Origin of the sequence: Legionella shakespearei DSM 23087, from assembly GCF_000373765.1 — a bacterium.
In the GTDB taxonomy this organism is placed as follows: domain Bacteria; phylum Pseudomonadota; class Gammaproteobacteria; order Legionellales; family Legionellaceae; genus Legionella; species Legionella shakespearei.
The window spans coordinates 123432-141610 of record NZ_KB892426.1; the positions used below are offsets into that span (position 1 = coordinate 123432).

Here is an 18179-nt window from a genome sequence, read left to right on the forward strand (position 1 = left end):
AAATGATGCGTACAGGCAACTTTATACTAAGGCAAAGTAAGAATTTACTTGAGAACAAACAGCAAGCAATTATGTTTGCTGTTCTGTTTGCTTTATTGCCTTTTGCTTCATGGCTTTCGGTCGCTTTGGTTCTCCTGGTTACTTTACGCAGAGGAGCAAAGACTGGCTTTGAAGTAATGTTGCCTGCTCTGGTTATTCATTCTGTGCCTTTGATGATGCTGGTTCCCATTGAAAGTGCATTAATTAATACACTGATTATTTACATTCCTTGTTATCTTGCAGCCCTGGTTTTACGCAGCACTACAAGTTGGCAAGCCGTTTTTGGTGTGTTTTTCTTACAGGCATTAATCGGGTTTACGGCAATTCATTTATTTGCACCTGATTTTATACTGGCACAATTTAGTCAGTTTAAAAATATATTGGGGCAATTCCAGGAATACAAACAATTACTGGATGCTGGTACGGATGGTATAAGCACATTTATTTTGGCTCAACTTTTTTTCGGCATACAAATATTAAGCGTGGTTGTTTCTGCATTAATTTCTTTAATTTTTGCACGATCCATACAGGCTAAATTGTTTGTACCCGGAGGATTTAGCAGTGAACTACTGGCATTTCGCAGTGGCAGGCTTTCATTTTTAATTCTGATGGCCGTTTCAATAGCATCGTACTTTGAAATTTCCTATGCGATTAATTTGTTACCGTTAGTTCTTTCCTATTTCCTGATCTCGGGATTTGCCTTGGCTTTCTATGCATTGGCGCGTAAAAGACAACTCAGGATAATGACTTTATTAGTTCTTTTAATATTGTTAAAACCTTTCTTTGTATTGTTTGCTTACGTTCTATTGGGTGCATTAGACAGTTTATTTAATTTTAGATTATATCTCCCTGTCAGGGTGAGAGAATCAACTTAAGGGGTTATTAAGATGGAAGTAATCTTATTAGAAAAAGTACGTAACCTGGGTAATTTGGGTGATAAAGTTAATGTCAAATCCGGTTATGGACGTAATTTTTTAATACCACAAAACAAAGCAGTATTTGCTACCGCTAAAAGCATTGAGCAGTTTGAAAAGCGTCGTGCGGATTTAGAGAAAAAAGCACAACAATCTTTGGCAACTGCTGAGCAACGTGCAGCAAAACTGAATGATATAACTCTTGTTATTAGTGCAATGGCTAGTGACGAAGGTAAATTATACGGTTCTGTTGGCGTGAACGAAATCAAAGATGCTTTGATTGAAAAATCAGTTGAAATCAGCAAAAGAGAAATTGTAATGCCAGAAGGTCCTCTGCATTCAATTGGAAACTACACTGTAGAAGTTCACGTTCACAGTGATGTGATCGCTAATTTGCAAGTTGAAATTGTTCCAGCCAAGTAATTCTCTATTTAAAAAATGACGCGAGGCAACTCGTGTCATTTAATTACCGTAGCCTTGATGCAGCGATAGCGTAATCAAGTTTTCCTTATCTTGAGATCTTTTTGAGTATGAAAACCTTGATTACGCTATCGCTGCATCAAGGCTACATCTATTTGATAAAAGCAAAAACTGTTTCCACTTTTCTCGTACTTCTTGGAACTCCATCCTACGAACTATGCCGTCCTGAGTGAGTCTTTCTGCGCGAAGGTATGGTGCCACTTTGATCCCGGCTGCAAGCAGACCGGGCTACACACCGTGCCAGGATTCAGTGGGATTTTGTAGTTTGTATTGCGTCAGTGCCTAATGCGATCCACATCTCCGTCCACGCCTCCGATCTACGTCGTCCTGAGCGCGTCTTTTGGCGCGAAGGATCTCCAAATACTGGCACCATGCCTTTTAGGAGATCAACTTCGCGCCAAAAGACGCGCTCAGGACGACGTGGATCGGGGAATGACTGGCATCACGGTTTGTATTATTAAAAATTTAACTTTTTTACTAAAACATCGCTAATATTATGATAATTAGAGTAATTTATTACTTAGCAAGATGAAAATTCGTTTGATTCTCATTTATTACTTATCCTTCCATATAATCTAAGAAACATTATATGCCTAAAAAAATTATTAGTAACTTATTCATTTTAAAAGAATATTTATTAAACCATGTCCTTTAAAAGTAAATTGAGTTGTTATTTTGGTAAATGTGCGTATAATTGACGCAACCAAAATTTAAGGTGAAGTTACTATGTCCAAAATTTCTGATACAAAATTTACTCAAGCAATTCATGAATTGACTACCGCTCTAAGTAGCATGGTTAAGATTAACAAAAAACCTGTGACGAAAGAAAATGCAGAGAAAGTTATTGATCTTTTAAATAATTATGAAACCACTCTTGCAGCATTAAACGAGCGTGAACTTACCAAGAAACAGAAAGAAAAACTTAAAACAGTAGAAACTCGCGATGTTCAGGAAATGAGAGAATCTTTGAAAAGACAAGCAGAACCATTAGTCGCTGAAATCAATGCACACGAAGAACAGCTTGCTGCTGATGCAGAAGCAAAAGAAGCTGCGATCGCTGAAGCTGAAGAAAAACTCGAAGACTTGTTTGACGCAGCATATGAGGCAGGACAGAAATTTCTTCAAGCTACTTTGGCAACTATGGATGATGATATTGTTGAATTCAACAAAGCCAGAACAGAACTGCGTAATGCTTTAAGTGTTTTGCCACAGGCTCAACGACAGGAAGCTTTTGCCCGTTTTAACGATGAATGCCAGGAAGCTTTAAAGCACAAGCAAGCTCTTGAAAAAAAGGTTGATGATGCGAAGAGGGTAATCAACAAGTCAATTGATAATGCAGCTGCAAAAGTTTCAAGATGGAAAGTTAAAGAATTTTTGAAAAATTTATTAGTGTCTTATGAACAGCCGGCAGCATTAGAAGGACCGGATGCAAAACTTCTGAATGAATCAAATGCTTTAGTTTTGGCAGATTTGCCTTTAAAGGCTCAGAATGCTCTGATAAAAGTAATTGTTGGCGAGATAATGAACTCGGTTCCACAATCAGGAAATGATGTTTTGGTTCAAATGCTTAACCAGGTTGTTGCGAATCTTGATGATATTCTGAGTGGTAAAAAGTCAGTCCTGGCTGTTGGTTATACGGTTAACAACTTGTTACAAGTGATGCTGGTTAATGCAGCTAAAATAGCGAGCAATCCACGACACACTATTGAACAAATGATTTTAGCTGCTTATAAGCAAGGTGCAGATAATAAAGCGCTTTATTTGGGAGTGGTTTCTGTTGCTGAAGCAGGAGCTTTATTACAGGCACAGGGCACTAATATTCGTGCATTATCCGATGTGCATAGCGTATCAGATGCATTTGGACAAATTATTCAAAGTGCATCGAACTCTGGTGACTTGCAATTGTCTCCAGTTGATATGATTATTTTAGGCGGAGGAAATCCTCAGCCATTTACGCCTAGTCAGCTTATCGACTTACTTCTTGCCATTGCTATTATGCTTGAAGCAAGAGAAGAGTTACTCGAACTTGTTGGTGATAATCGATTAGAGCTAGACCCTGCTGATGCAGCCAATGGTATCGGGTTCAACCCTCAGGCAACCTTGCCAGGTGCAGCAGCGCGATTGGCATTAGCTGATAAAGGGGCTGATGAGAAGCATAACAAAGCGTTATACAAAAAACTGGTTGAATTTTGTAATTTGGCAAACGATTTGGAAGTTAAATGTCTTTCAGCTGCAGACGCTTATTCTGAAGAAGACAAGCGATCAATTTCTCTTGCTGCTACGAAAATGAGTCAGGCCTTGAAAGCGTCTTGTGCGTCATTCTGGAACTCGCAAGATAATATGAAAGCAGGCTTCGAAAAATTCGTAACAGATTGCAATACCATACTCAATAGTGATGAGGCTAATACATTAAAAAATCATCCCGGTGTCTGGTTCAATATTAACCCAATTATCCGTGGCCTTATCGGTGTATTGGCTACAATACTTGTTATACCCGCATTGATTGTTGCTGCAACATCTACTCATGGTTATACAGGCACATTCTTCACGACTCCTAAGTCAACTGTTGAAGTTGCTCTTGATAACATGAAAGCTACACTTGATGAGAAGATTGATGAAGTAAAAGCAATAGCCTCTCCAGCTGCCTGATACTCTCAGCACCGCATGTGAATGCGGACTAATAATTAATGAAGCCGCCCTGAAAAGAGCGGCTTTTTTTATATAAAAACTACATACCACGTCGTCCTGAACGCGTCTTTTGGCGCGAAGGATCTCCTGCAAGCGGCATGGTGCCAGTATAGGGAGATCCTTCGCGCCAAAAGACGCGCTCAGGACGACGTGGATCAGGGAATAGCAAAGATGCGATGTGTAGAAGAGACAGTGGTTTGTAACTGAGGATATGTTTGAGGATGTCGAAATCCCGGTTGCAAGCAACCGGGCTACGATCTTACTGTTTCCACTTAATATTGCAACCCAGACTTGGCTTTTGCGCAAAATTTATTGGCTTGTCATTAAGAAGGCAATCCAAGGCCTGGCGAATCGAACTTCCGGTCACGGGAATATTATTTCCTGGTCTTGAATCATCCAGCTGTCCGCGATAAACCAGAGATAAATCATTACCAAAAACATAAAAATCAGGTGTACAGGCCGCATTATAGGCTCTAGCTACTTCCTGAGTTGCATCATAAAGATAAGGGAAGGGATAGTGATGAGTTTCTGCTGTAGCTTTCATGTTTTCTGGAGAGTCATCAGGATAATGTTCTATATCATTAGATGATATAGCTATAAATCTGACTCCTTTGCGTATGTAATCATTAGCCAACTGAGTTAGCTCGGTGTTTATATGTTTCACATAAGGACAATGATTACAGATAAACATAATGACTGTGGCAGTGAAATCAGGGGATTCGGCTAATTTAACTCGCTTTCCTGTTATTACATCTTCCAGTTCAAAATTAGGAGCAATAGTTCCCAGTGGAAGCATTTTTGATTCTGTTCTGCTCATATCAACGTTACCTTGCGTTTGTAAGTCTGTAGCCCGTATTAGCGAAGCGTAATACGGGATCGAAGTTCTCACTAAGATTGATCTCGTATTACGCTTCGCCAATACGGACTACGATCAGCGAATTACTATCACCACTTAAGATAAATACCCTTGGCCACTGACTCCTGAATAACGCCACCTTGTGATTTATTCATTGAGATCCAGTAATTACCCATATTGCTCAAAGCAAATCTGACGCGTGGATATTGGCATACTTCCAGTACTTCGCTGCAATTTACGATGGATGTATTTTCATCTATATGTTTGTAGCATTTGAAATTGACGTTTTTAACATCAGATGCAAAAGCTGCCCAATTGCCTGCTTCAATAGTAGCTTGTAGAGGAGGGCTCATGAATGCATCGCCTGTATCATGGCGCTCTAGTTCAATTTTAGCATCAGATCGGTTTTGCATTAGATAATAAGACTGATTACCGGTTTCATTAAGGATTAAATAATTCTGTTCATAGCCAAAACCACTCACTTCACAACCTCTCGGGAATGTTGAAGCTGCCTGAGCCGTATTGATGAGCAGCAATGATATTGGTAATAATTTTATTAAATGATTAAAAAATGACATGATTTCCTCGAAAAACAAACCTTGGCTGCTATTTTAATCATAAAACAGCCAAAGTCTATGGCGGATTAAAAAAATAGATTTACAGATCCCTGTTTGCCGCAATTTTAGCCTTAATCATAGGAGAATAAGTTCGATAAAAACTTAAAAACAAATACATACTAATATAGCCTAAAGACACTGTGAGCCAAATCTTACTGGTATTCGGATAATAAATCAGCAAACATGCGGAACTGATCCCGTAAAGGGCTGAGCAGCAATGCATTAATATTTTTAAGGTTTTGGAATCAGTTAAATAATCCAGTCTCGATGGGTAAACGTATTTGACTGGAACAAAAATCAGAACACAAAAGAGTAAGAGCAGAATAGTATTCACTGTCATAGATGTATCAAAAATAAACATATAAAAGACGGCAATGTTCCAGTAACAGGGGAAGCCTTTAAAAAAGTGATCCGGAGTTTTGGCATCATCCTGACAGAATTGATAGGCTGAAGTAATGCTTATTGCAGCGACTATGAACGCGGCATAATCTGGTGGCAACATGTCTGGTTTAACCAGAAGGAAAAAGCAGGGCGTAATCACATAGTTTAAATAATCTACTATATTGTCCAGCAGAGCACCATCAAGCTTGGGAGCAACTTCTTTGACACGAACAAAGCGTGCCATGCTGCCATCCACTGCATCTATAAAAACGGTAAGGGCCATAAGCCATAAAGCAAAAACATATTCGTGCTGATATATTTTAGCCAGAGTAAGAATTCCAAAAAATGCTGCACTTGCCGTAAACAAATGGACAGACCATGCTGCTATCTGGTGAAGGGCATTAAAGGGCGGCTCTACGTGCTTCATTAATTATCCTAAGGTTAATTATTACTACCCAATCATTGCACTCGAGAGAAAATGATATGGGAAAACCAAACCAATTAAATAACATCTTGATTTATAGTACTGTTCTTTAATGTAAAAGAGCATAGAATATAAAAATAGTATCAACATTTAAAAGTAAAGTGCAAGGAGAGTTGCTTACTTTAAATGAAATAGCATGCAAATTTTGGTCTAACCTATATAAATGTAACTTACGCATGGTGACTTAATGAAAATTCAGACTATAAATCCCGCAACTGAGCAAATATTGAATAGTTATGATTGTCTTGATGAGCAGGCTATCCAGAAAAAAATTGAAGCAGCACATCACAGTTATTTAACATGGAAGGGAACATCCTTTAGCAAGAGGCAGGAACTGCTACTCAATTTGGCTAAGCTACTAGGACAAAAAAAGGATGAACTTGCAAAGCTGATGACCACAGAAATGGGCAAACCCATTACTACAGGAAAAGCTGAAATTGATAAATGCATGTTGCTTTGCGAGCATTATGCCGCACATGCTGAAAGCTACCTGAGCCCTCGAGTGGTTCAGACAGAAATGAAGCTCTCCAAGGTATGTTACAGGCCATTAGGTATTGTTTTCGGGATCATGCCCTGGAACTTTCCTTTCTGGCAGGTATTTCGTTTTGCAGTGCCAACGATCATGGCTGGTAATGCTGCTTTATTGAAACATGCCCCTATATCCTCTGGTACTGGAAATAAAATAGAAGAATTATTTCTGGAAGCGCAATTTCCTCCTGCTCTGTTTCAGCATATGATTTTAGATAATGAGGGTGCTGCCAAAGTGATTGAAAACGATTTTGTTTCTGCAGTAACTTTAACCGGAAGCGGTCGTGCTGGTAGTGCAGTTGCCTCACATGCTGGAAAATTCTTAAAAAAATCTGTTTTGGAGCTGGGCGGTGCCGATCCCTATCTGGTACTGGAAGATGCAGATGTCGATTTGGCAGCACGTTGTATTGTTAATTCAAGATTGAGTAATTCCGGTCAGGTTTGTATCGCTGCAAAACGAGTAATTGTCATGCAATCCATTGCCGCGGAATTAACCGAAAAAATCATTCAGAATATGTCTTCCTTTAAAATGGGTGACCCGCTTGATCCAAAAATAAACATGGGGCCACTGGCACGAAGTGATTTACGTGAAACCCTGCATTTTCAAGTAGAAAAATCTGTTAAACAAGGTGCTAAATTATTGCTTGGTGGTATAATTCCTGATTGTAAAGGTTTTTATTATCCTCCTACTTTATTAACGGATGTAAAGCCCGGTATGACTGCTTTTGATGAAGAAGTCTTTGGTCCTGTCATAGCCATAAGCACTGTAGGATCTGAGGAAGAAGCCATCCGGCATGCCAATATGGGGCAATATGGACTTGGCGCTGCAGTGTTTACTCGGGATTTACAACGAGGAGAACGTATTGCAACACAGGAAATTGAAGCAGGAGTGTGTTTTGTGAATGCGCTGGTTGCCTCAGATCCCAGACTGCCTTTTGGTGGTATAAAGCATTCCGGTTACGGACGTGAATTGTCCAGAGAGGGCATATTGGAATTTGTTAATACTAAAACGATAGCAATTAGTGGTTCATGACATGACGCAAAAGAGCAAAATTATAGTAATTTCCACTGCAAAGCAGGAAATGAGCTGTTTCGAAGATGATGATTTGGTGTGTACCTATTCAGTCTCTACGGCAAAAAATGGTGTTGGTGAAGTGAAGAATAGTGAGTGCACGCCGCGTGGATGGCACAAGGTGCACTCAATACTGGGCACCGAACATCAAGAGAACAGTATCATGGTTGCAAGGGAGTGGACTGGTGAAATCTACACAGCGGAACTGGCTGAGCAATTTCCGGAAAGAGACTGGATATTGACCCGGATTCTGCAACTGGATGGCCTGGAGCCAGGACGTAATAAAGGCGGCAATGTAGATAGTCTGGAACGGTTTATTTACATCCATGGCACCCCTGATACGACCCAATTGGGCGTTCCGGGTTCTCGTGGCTGTATTCGTATGAAAAATAAAGAAGTTATTGAGTTGGCATCTTGGGCATCTACAGATACTCTGGTATATATTCAATAATTAAATAATTTAATGCTCTAATCCTGACGGGGTGAATGAATGTCTTATAAATTTGAAGAGGGTAAGGATGTCATCATTGAAGGGGTTGTCGAGAAGATAAAACACTCGATGACTGGCGATCAAACATCTTTTTGCGCTGAATTTGCCAAGCAATTATACGGCACGGTGGCTCTGGAAGACCTTCATGAATGGGATATTGATGACCTGTACGGTGCTGTAATTAACTTCTGGTCTCTTATTGCAGAACGCGCGCCAAATGAAACAAAAATCCGAATTTATAATCCTGATTTTGAACGTCATGGTTGGCAAACAACCCACACAGTAGTAGAAATTATTTGCGACGACATGCCCTTTATCGTGGATTCACTGCGCATGGTCATTAACCGTATGGGACTGGCTTCTCATCTGATTATTCATATGGGTGGAATTCGCGTCAAACGGGATGCGCATCATCGCGTCACTGAAATATTACCGCGTAACGGTCAGGCGACTTCGGAAAAGGGCATCATTCAGGAAGCGCCTATTTTTATGGAAATTGATCGACAGACCGATCCGGCAATACTTGAAGAATTGCATAAAAATTTCGAAAGGGTACTTGAAGACAACCGGGCTGTCTTTGATGATTGGGAAAAAATGCGTGCCGAGGTCAGAGAGGCCATTAAGGAACTGGATAATGTATCCACCAGTATAGACTCAAATGAAGTGCAGGAAACCAAGGCCTTTTTGACCTGGATAGAAGACCATCATTTTACTTTTTTAGGCATTCGTGATTACGAATTGGTTGAAAAAGGAAAAGAAACCATTTTGCAGGCAATTCCTGAAACTGGTTTAGGTGTATTGCGTGAAAATTTAAGTAAATCCAGTGCACGCAGCATTTCTGCAATGACGCCGGAAGCACGAGAGCTGACTCTGTCTCCACGTATACTTGTTATGTCCAAGACTAATACTTTAGCCACCGTACACCGTGATGCATATACGGATTATATCGGTGTCAAACGCTTTAATGATAAGGGTAAAGTGATTGGTGAGCGAAGAATAATTGGTTTGTATACTTCTGCAGCCTATCATACTAATCCCAAGCACATTCCTTTCCTGCGCCATAAAGTGGCATTAATTATGGAAAATTCCAAACTTAATCCACGCAGCCATGCGGGTAAAGTGTTGCTGAATATTCTGGAAACATTACCACGCGATGACCTCATTCAAGGCTCGGAAGATGAGCTTCTTGAAATCGCTATGGGCATCTTTTACATGCAAGAGAGAAAGCGAATTCGCCTTTTTGCACGTATGGATGTATACAGACGCTTTATTTCCTGTCTGGTTTATGTACCTAAAGACCGTTTTAATACCGAATTACGATACGCCATGCAAAAAATTCTGGCCGAGAGTTTTAATGCTGAGGAAATTACCTTTTCTACGCAGTTCTCTGAATCCGTTTTAGCACGTATCCATTTTATTATTAAAGTAAATCCACAAACTCTTACTGAATATGATCTGAAAGAAATAGAGAAAAAACTGATCGAAGTAGGACGTTCCTGGACTGATGATTTGCAGCACTTGTTGCATTCTGCATTTGGTGAAGAACAGGCTAATTACTTGTTTGCCCGTTATAAAAATGCATTTCCAATCTCTTATTGCGATAACTTCTCACCGCGTATTGCTGTATACGATATAAAACATATTGAAGTGCTTAGCCCCGAGAATTCTTTGGGCATCAATTTTTATAAGCCTTTGGACGAATCAGAAAACAGCTTCAGATTGAAAGTCTACCAGCATGAAACAACAATACCTTTGTCAGATGTCTTGCCTATATTGGAAAAATTGGGCCTTCGCGCGATCAGTGAACGTCCTTATGTCTTGAAATTTGAAGACGGCAAGGTAACCTGGATTAATGACTTTGCCATGCAGTACAACAGAGAGTTTGAATTTAACATTGATGAAATCAAAGATCTCTTCCAAACTGCCTTTACCAAAGTGTGGTTTGGTGAGGCTGAAAATGATGGCTTTAACCAGCTCGTTCTTTCCGCAGGACTTGACTGGCGCCAGGTAGCAATATTAAGAACCTACGCTAAATACTTCAAACAAATAGGATTTACTTTTAGCCAGGACTATATGGAAATGGCTTTAAATAATAACGTTGATATCGCGAAAAAACTGGTTCGGTTGTTTGAAATTCGTTGCAATCCTGAGCATATTGCCAACCGTGAAGAGCAATTCCATAATTTATCAGCTGAAATATTGACGGATTTGGATAATGTATCCAACCTTGATGAAGATAAAATTATCAGGCAATACGTCCAGGCTATCAGTGCGACCTTACGTACCAACTTTTATCAGTTAGACAAAAGCGGTAAACATAAGAGTTACATTTCAATAAAATTGAACAGTAAGGCAATTCCAGGCGTTCCAAAACCCCATCCCATGGTGGAAATTTTTGTCTACTCACCTCGTTTTGAAGGCGTGCATTTGCGTTGTGGCAAAGTCGCGCGTGGTGGTTTACGCTGGTCAGACAGACGAGAAGATTTCCGTACAGAAATTCTCGGACTGATGAAAGCCCAGCAAGTGAAGAACTCGGTTATTGTTCCTAGCGGAGCAAAGGGCGGCTTTGTGCCTAAGCATTTGCCGGTAAATGGCACTCGTGAAGAAATTATGGCAGAGGGTATTAGTTGCTATCAATTATTCATCAGAGGTTTGTTGGACATCACGGATAATTACAAAGACGGTCAAGTTGTGAAACCTGAAAATGTGGTGTTTTATGATGAGGATGATCCTTATCTGGTCGTTGCTGCAGATAAAGGTACGGCTACATTTTCTGACATTGCCAACTCCATTTCCATCGAATATGGTTTTTGGTTGGGCGATGCCTTCGCTTCAGGCGGCTCTATTGGTTATGATCATAAGAAAATGGGTATTACCGCCAGAGGAGCATGGGAATCAGTCAAGCGTCATTTCTACGAACTGGACATTGATATTTTCAATAATGATTTCACCGTAGTCGGTATTGGAGATATGGCAGGCGATGTTTTTGGTAATGGCATGCTGTTATCCAGACACATTAAACTGGTTGGTGCGTTTAACCACATCCACATTTTTATTGACCCTAATCCTGATGCCGAGAAAAGCTTCAAGGAAAGGGAGCGTTTATTTAATTTACCTCGCTCTAACTGGACTGATTACGATAAAAAGTTAATATCAAAAGGTGGTGGCGTATTTAACCGTAATGCCAAATCAATACCAGTCAGTCCTGAAATGCAAAAAATATTTGGATTGAAACAAACAGCGATTGAACCCAATGAGTTAATCAAAACTATTTTAAAGGCGAAGGTGGATTTACTCTGGAGCGGTGGAATTGGTACCTATGTTAAATCAAGCACTGAAACCAACGCCAACGTGGGTGACAGGGCAAATGATGCTACTCGTATCAACGCCAGGCAATTGCGCTGTAAAGTAGTAGGAGAGGGCGGCAACCTGGGTTTTACCCAATTAGCTCGTGTCGAATACACCTTGCATGGCGGAATGGTTTACACTGATTTTATCGATAATTGCGGTGGAGTTAACTGCTCGGATAAAGAAGTAAATATCAAGATTCTACTGAATACTATAGTGGCTGCTGGTGATTTAACCTACAAGCAAAGGAATGAGTTACTCGGTGAAATGACCGATGAGGTGTCCAAGCTGGTCTTAAGGGATAATTTCTTGCAAACTCGCGCCATTAGCTTATCCGCTTCACAGCCCATTCGCTCTCTTGAATTGCAAGGTCGTTATATCAATGAATTGGAAAGAACCGGAAAGATAGACAGAAATCTTGAGTTCTTGCCTGATGAAAAAGCATTGATGGAACGCAAGCTTTCTGGGCAGGGTTTGGGTCGTCCTGGTATTGCGGTGTTGATGTGTTACAGCAAAACCATTTTGAAAGAGCAAATACTGGCCTCTGATGTGCCGGAAGAAAGTTATATGAATGAAGTGCTTATTCATTCATTCCCTAAACCATTACAGGAACGATTCAGCAAGCAAATGCAGGATCATCCATTAAGAAGGGAAATCATTGCTACCAAATTAAGTAACATCATCAATAATGAAATGGGCTTCACTTATGTATATCGATTACAGGATGAAACTGGCGCGCCTGTTTCAGCTATTGTAAGAGCCTACATGATTACTCGAACTGTTTTGGATCTGGAGTCTATCTGGAAGCAAATAGAAGAGTTGGGTACAAAAATCAGTGCTCAAAAGCAAATTGAAATGATGATGTTTTATGTACGTTTGTCACGTCGGGTAACGCGCTGGTTTTTACGTACTCAAAGACGTAATCTTGATGTCAGTCAGACTGTAAAATTATATTCTCAGGGTGTTACTGAGCTGAAAAAAGCCATGCCGGCTGTATTTGGTGAGACTGGTCGTGCTCAGTATGCGGAACAATATCAAGAGCGAATTCAGGATGGCATACCACCTGGTTTGGCTCACGAGTTAACCGTGACGCGAGGGCTTTTTGCTGCAACAGATATCATTGAGTTAGCTTATAAGCATAACATGAAGATTGCCAAGGTGGCTGAAATTTACTTTGGCATTGGTGAGTTCCTTGATTTGGCATGGATAAGGACACAAGTAATTATCCACCCAACCGAGAATCATTGGGAATCTTTGTCAAGAGAAGCATTACGCGATGATTTGGATTGGCAGCAACGTCAATTAACCGCGGGCATTATGGGTTACGACAGCAAGAATAAAGATTTGCAGGCTCGTCTGGAATCATGGGGTGAAAACCATATCGCATTGATTGAACGCTGGCGCTTTATCCTTAATGATTTAAAATCAAGTACAGTCTTGAATTACACGATGTTTTTCGTAGCGATTCGGGAATTGCTCGATTTAACCCAGACTACCTTGCAATCTTATACGCAAGCGGAGTTGGTTGATTAATTTGATTGCTATTGAGCCCTGATGATGGATATATCATCAGGGTTTTTAAATCTAAGGAGAGAAGCAAATGAGTTCCAGGAAAGTGACAGGTTATTCCCCCGTGATCAAGTTTTTGCATTGGCTTATTGCTTTAGCAGTAATCATGATGCTTATCGTGGGCTTTTTCCTTGAGGATATTCCTGAGCAGTACCATGCCTATACTATTCATAAATCCACAGGAATTACTCTTTTATTTTTAGTGATTTTCCGTTTTATCTGGATACATGCCAGTGGTAGACCGCCTTTACCTGATTCAGTTAAATTATGGGAAAAGGTACTTTCACGTTTCGTACAGTACAGCTTTTATGTTTTGCTTATCCTGATGCCATTAAGCGGTTGGATTATGTCTGTAGCTGCGGGATACATACCCAGCTATTTCGGTTTGTTCAATTTACCTTTCCCCGGAATCGGCTTAGACAAGCCCTTAGGCGACTTTATGTCAGAATCTCACACGGTTATTGCATGGATTATTATCGTGTTTGTAGTACTGCATATTGCAGGTGCATTGAAACATCATTTTATCGATAAAGACAATGTGCTGAAACAAATGTTACCTGGTAAAGACAAGACTCATTAATGAATAAACGATTGATTTAAATACATAAAAAAACTGTAGCCTTGATTACGCTATCGCTCTGAGTGATCCTCTCATAATTTTAACCTGTAAAAAGATGTAAATAAGCAGGATGATCAGCGCAAGTAGCCCCTCCACCTCCGGGGGAGGGTGCCCGACAGGGCGGGTGGGGGGATCAAAAAGAGAACTCATTTAAGGTAGAAAGCTCTAAAACAAAATGGTCTATTTGATAGAAACTCCTTTTTTGATCCCCCCATCCGCCCTGTCGGGCACCTTCCCCTGGAGAGGGGAAGGCGATCCTGCATAGTTCTGAGTGGTACTCAATATGAGAGGATCACTCAGCGCTATCGCTGCATCAAGGCTACGCCTATTTTAAATAAACCCTCTTAACTTAACGTGCTAGTATGTTAAGTTAAAGAATGCCGCTTATTTGCCATATGTGGCAGGTGTTTCCAATTCTACCAGTGTACTTTGTCCCTCCAGACGAACAGAAGACGGGGCATCTTTTAAAATACTTACTGCAATTACATAACAGCCTTCATCTAAAATCGAATAATCGACTAACTCACCGACTTCCATGTCGGTTTCTGGTCTAAATAACTTTTGACCTGAGTAAATTTTTTGCCCGGAAGATATGATGTATACCCTTAACTCATGTTTCAGCGTTGCTCGATAATGAGTCCGGGCGATAATTTCCTGTCCTTTGTAGCAACCTTTGTTAAAACTAATGTATGGGGTATCCTGTAAGCCTAGTCTATGTGGTAAAAACATTCCCCTTGATTCGGGATAAATATCAATTTGCCTGTGAATTAACCGTAATGTATGCCATATCAAAGAACCAGCCATTTGATTCTGCTCTATAAAAGGCTGGCAAAATTTCTGCTCCATATCTGCCTGAATGATAAAAATGTAAAAGCCTTGGCCAAGATGATAATAACAATATTCCGTATCATGGCACTGTGCGTACAAGTCTTTAGGCAAATAGGAAGATTCGGGTATCAGGTCATTATCATTCTGCAAATAAAAGCCCAAAACTTTTAGTCCGCTGTTTTCCTTAATGCTTACTCTTGAAAGCAATGCGGTTCTGGACAGGGAATTTAGCGTTACTTCACTTATATCCTTAGGTAAAACCAGCTTAAAACCATTCCAGTTAATAATATCTAATAACGACAGAATTCTTCCCTTTAAATTACACTGCGCTCCCTGAATCATTTGTATGTCTGAGACACTGTTAATGTCACAGGTTAATTGTCCTTGAAGAAATTCATTGGCTTTATCACCAACGACATCAAGAATCGTGAGAAAAGACAAATCAAAAAGATAATTCTTTTGCTTGTTTAATTCCGACACCGATTCCGTAGAATCAAATACAGTTAATGAGCGTGTATTAACAAGATGGCTGATTGCGTTATTCATAGTGATTACAGGGTTTCCGTTCTAAAGAGAGTAGTGTATCATCACCCGGCATGGAAGATAGAGTCCAATGTGTTTAAAAAATCTATTTAGAACATTATTTGTTGAGAAAGCTAATGCTAGACGCACGAGAAAAAGCACGGTTTGAGTGGCATTGCCGCAGAGGAATGCTGGAGCTTGACTTAATTTTACAGCAATTTCTGGCTAAAGGGCTTGATAAACTTTCTGCCAAGGAAATAAAAGCCTTTGATTTACTCCTGACAGCCACCGATCCTGAATTATATTCCTGGCTTATGGGGTATGAGGAACCACAGGATGAAGAGTTAAAAGCAATTGTTGCCATCGTCCGAAATAATCATTAAACCTGGTAAATCGAAAGTATATTTTCGTTTGGTTTTGGTGCTGTACGTCTTTACCCTGGAACTGGTTTATCACTCCTCGCTGCATGTTTCTCTGCTATTGTTACTTATTTTATTTTTGTGTATTCGTGTGCGCATTGACTGGAAGCATCAAAGTCCTTGCCCCACTCTCAGACACATCACCTGCAGCAATGGCAGATGGACAATAAATTGGGCTACAGAGGGGGATATTACTTATGACTCGCTCAATATTGTGATCCATAATCCGCTTTTTCAACTGATTAAAATGCAAAATTCGGAAAAAAAATATTTTTTAATTTTGTTTAATGATCAGATACCTAAAGCCCAGTGGCGCTACTTACACCTTTGTAGTGGAAAAATTGATGTATAATGATACATAATGACCGTTAATTGAATTTGTGGGTCATTGCGTTCTTTATCAGCGTTCAATTTGATCTTTTAGGGAAGAATGGGGAAGTTATGGAAAAAAATACTTCTTACAGTGATGAACATCTTATTGGTTTGGCACGCAGCGGGAATGCGCAGGCTTACACCAGTTTGTTTGAACGATACCGCTTTAAAATACAACAAATTATTTATTTTTATACTAATGACCATAGTCATGTTAATGACCTGTCGCAAGAGGTTCTTATTAAAATCTATAGGCACTTGCATTATTTTAAGGAAGAGTGTCAGTTTTCAACCTGGTTATACAGAATAACTCAAAACACGATTAAAAATTATTTTCGTTCCGTAGCGCTCAGAGTGGATTCTGAAGCACAATTTGCTGATGAATATTATGCAGATAATTATCAATCACCCGAAGGACAATTACTTAATAACGAATTTAACGAGCAGGTTCAATACGCTATTTCCAGATTATCTGAAGAGTTAAGAATATGCTACGGGATGCATATTTTTGAAGGAAAAACCTATGAAGACATTGCCAAGAGACTGGATTGTCCTATTGGCACGGTGCGCTCACGTATTTACAGAGCCAGAAAACTAATGTCAGATTATGTAGGCTAGGGGTTGTAGCCACTGCCATTAAGTTAACGTACTAGTATGGACTCTACCACTTTAAAGAGGCTTGTTTTATCCAGTCGTTACTTCGATGCCGTTCGGGCTGAGGAGAGGTAGACACTGGCTCAAACAAGCTTCTTATCCGAAACGTTAAGTTAAGGAATTCCGCCGTCCCGCGGCTTGTCCGCGGGATCCAGGAATCTCACTCCGAACTTAGATCTCTGGATACCGCGGACAAGCCGCGGTACGGTGGAGTAGCGCTTAACTTAATGGCAGGTGGGTCAGTAGCCCGGTCTGCTTGCAGCCGGGATGGAAGTGGCACGATCCCGGTTAAAAGCAGCTGACTTTTCTACACAATCTTTGCTATTCCCCGATCCCCGTCGTCCTGAGCGCGTCTTTTGGCGCGAAGGATCTCCTGAAAGTGGTATGGTGCCAGTATTTGGAGGTCCTTCACGCAAAAAGACGCGCTCAACGGCAAAGATGCACGCAAGAGACAACTGCCTACATTCTTAAACAGTCACGAAGCTTGAGCAATAAGCCTGTGCATTCTAATCCAGCACATAGTACTGTTTGAACTGGCCAGATTTTTAAGCTCCTGCGATAAATGATTAATTTCTTCCTGTGATGCCAAACCTGATTCCAACAATTGCGGGGTTAAATCATCCAGCGCCATAGAATAAATTTCCTTCTCACGTGAGGTTCTCAAAAGCGGCTGATACAAGGAATGATGCGTAACATTAAAATCAGAAGAGGCAAATTCCTGCTCCAATCGGTGCGCTATCTCAAAATCACGCTTGTTGCTAATAAAACAGTTTCTGGCCCATTGTGTAAATTGAATGTAGGCTTCTGATGGAGGAGAACAAAAGGTAGAATCAAAAATAGACGGTTCTTCACATACGATAATACCGCCTGGCTTGAGGCAACTCCTTATTTGCTGAATCACAGGATGAGCATCAGCAACATGATGCAATACCATACGGCAATAAATAAAATCAAACTGCTCACCAAGATCAGTGAGATAATTAACGTCCCATAACTTAAATCTTATATTGCGATGAGCTTCAGTCAATTTTTGCACGTGATCCAGCTGAGCCTGACTCAGATCAATTGCCAGCAGCGAACCCTGGCTACCGATTAATTTAGCCAGTTCAAGAGTCATTGCTCCCGATCCGCAGCCAATTTCAAGGACTTTCATACCGGAACGAATCCCTGCCTCATTTAATAACCCCACACTGCTCCTGGCATAAAGCTCATGCTGCAGGCTTAAGCGATCGCGAGCTTTTTCGTTGGTATTGAGAATGTAACTTTCTGTCATAATAGTCCTTTATTTTTATTAAAACA

At 40.4% G+C, this 18179-nt stretch carries 14 protein-coding genes; 9 read left to right on the top strand and 5 right to left on the bottom strand.

Features of this window, described 5'->3' with window-relative positions; translation table 11 throughout:
• Positions 1-2: 2 nt before the first annotated feature.
• The 3 genes from B094_RS0112790 (at position 3) to B094_RS0112800 (ending at position 4082) form a co-directional block, all read left to right on the top strand.
• On the top strand, positions 3-914 hold the full coding sequence (locus tag B094_RS0112790) for a hypothetical protein (protein WP_018578207.1): 912 nt from the start codon (positions 3-5) through the stop codon (positions 912-914).
• A 12-nt stretch (positions 915-926) separates the two neighbouring features.
• Positions 927-1376, top strand: a complete 450-nt coding sequence (rplI, locus tag B094_RS0112795) for a 50S ribosomal protein L9 (RefSeq protein ID WP_018578208.1) — start codon at positions 927-929, stop codon at positions 1374-1376.
• Positions 1377-2159: 783 nt separating this feature from the next.
• Entirely contained in the window at positions 2160-4082 is a 1923-nt protein-coding gene (locus B094_RS0112800; RefSeq protein WP_018578209.1) for a hypothetical protein, read from the top strand.
• A 298-nt stretch (positions 4083-4380) separates the two neighbouring features.
• On the opposite strand, the gene B094_RS0112805 is transcribed toward B094_RS0112800, so the two are convergent.
• The 3 genes from B094_RS0112805 to pcsA form a co-directional block, all read right to left on the bottom strand.
• Positions 4381-4938, bottom strand: coding sequence for a thioredoxin family protein (locus tag B094_RS0112805; RefSeq protein ID WP_018578210.1), 558 nt, complete (start codon positions 4936-4938; stop codon positions 4381-4383).
• 128 nt (positions 4939-5066) lie between these two features.
• The gene (locus B094_RS0112810; RefSeq protein ID WP_018578211.1) at positions 5067-5555 is read right to left on the bottom strand and encodes a hypothetical protein; all 489 of its coding nucleotides are present in this window, start codon (positions 5553-5555) and stop codon (positions 5067-5069) included.
• Between the two features lie 79 nt (positions 5556-5634).
• Entirely contained in the window at positions 5635-6402 is a 768-nt protein-coding gene (gene pcsA / locus B094_RS0112815) for a phosphatidylcholine synthase (RefSeq protein ID WP_018578212.1), read from the bottom strand.
• 244 nt (positions 6403-6646) lie between these two features.
• On the opposite strand from pcsA, the gene B094_RS0112820 reads away from it, so the two are divergent.
• The 4 genes from B094_RS0112820 to B094_RS0112835 all read left to right on the top strand — a co-directional run bounded on the left by B094_RS0112820 (position 6647) and on the right by B094_RS0112835 (position 14046).
• Positions 6647-8020, top strand: coding sequence for an NAD-dependent succinate-semialdehyde dehydrogenase (locus tag B094_RS0112820; protein ID WP_018578213.1), 1374 nt, complete (start codon positions 6647-6649; stop codon positions 8018-8020).
• 1 nt (position 8021) lies between these two features.
• Positions 8022-8510 (top strand): L,D-transpeptidase, encoded by a 489-nt coding sequence (locus B094_RS0112825; protein ID WP_018578214.1) that lies wholly within the window; start codon positions 8022-8024, stop codon positions 8508-8510.
• Positions 8511-8549: 39 nt separating this feature from the next.
• Entirely contained in the window at positions 8550-13430 is a 4881-nt protein-coding gene (locus B094_RS0112830) for an NAD-glutamate dehydrogenase (RefSeq protein WP_018578215.1), read from the top strand.
• A 67-nt stretch (positions 13431-13497) separates the two neighbouring features.
• Positions 13498-14046: a cytochrome b gene (locus tag B094_RS0112835; protein WP_018578216.1), complete on the top strand. Its 549-nt coding sequence runs from the start codon at positions 13498-13500 to the stop codon at positions 14044-14046.
• 423 nt (positions 14047-14469) lie between these two features.
• Here the strand turns inward: B094_RS0112835 and ygfZ are convergent, their stop codons facing one another.
• Positions 14470-15459 (bottom strand): CAF17-like 4Fe-4S cluster assembly/insertion protein YgfZ, encoded by a 990-nt coding sequence (gene ygfZ / locus B094_RS0112840; RefSeq protein WP_018578217.1) that lies wholly within the window; start codon positions 15457-15459, stop codon positions 14470-14472.
• 113 nt (positions 15460-15572) lie between these two features.
• Between ygfZ and B094_RS0112845 the strand changes: the two genes are divergently transcribed.
• Positions 15573-15818 (top strand): FAD assembly factor SdhE, encoded by a 246-nt coding sequence (locus tag B094_RS0112845; protein ID WP_018578218.1) that lies wholly within the window; start codon positions 15573-15575, stop codon positions 15816-15818.
• Positions 15819-16295: 477 nt separating this feature from the next.
• A complete protein-coding gene (locus tag B094_RS0112855) occupies positions 16296-16844 on the top strand; it encodes a sigma-70 family RNA polymerase sigma factor (RefSeq protein WP_018578220.1) in 549 nt (182 codons plus the stop codon).
• A gap of 511 nt (positions 16845-17355) precedes the next feature.
• On the opposite strand, the gene B094_RS0112860 is transcribed toward B094_RS0112855, so the two are convergent.
• A complete protein-coding gene (locus tag B094_RS0112860) occupies positions 17356-18153 on the bottom strand; it encodes a class I SAM-dependent methyltransferase (protein ID WP_018578221.1) in 798 nt (265 codons plus the stop codon).
• Positions 18154-18179 lie beyond the last annotated feature (26 nt).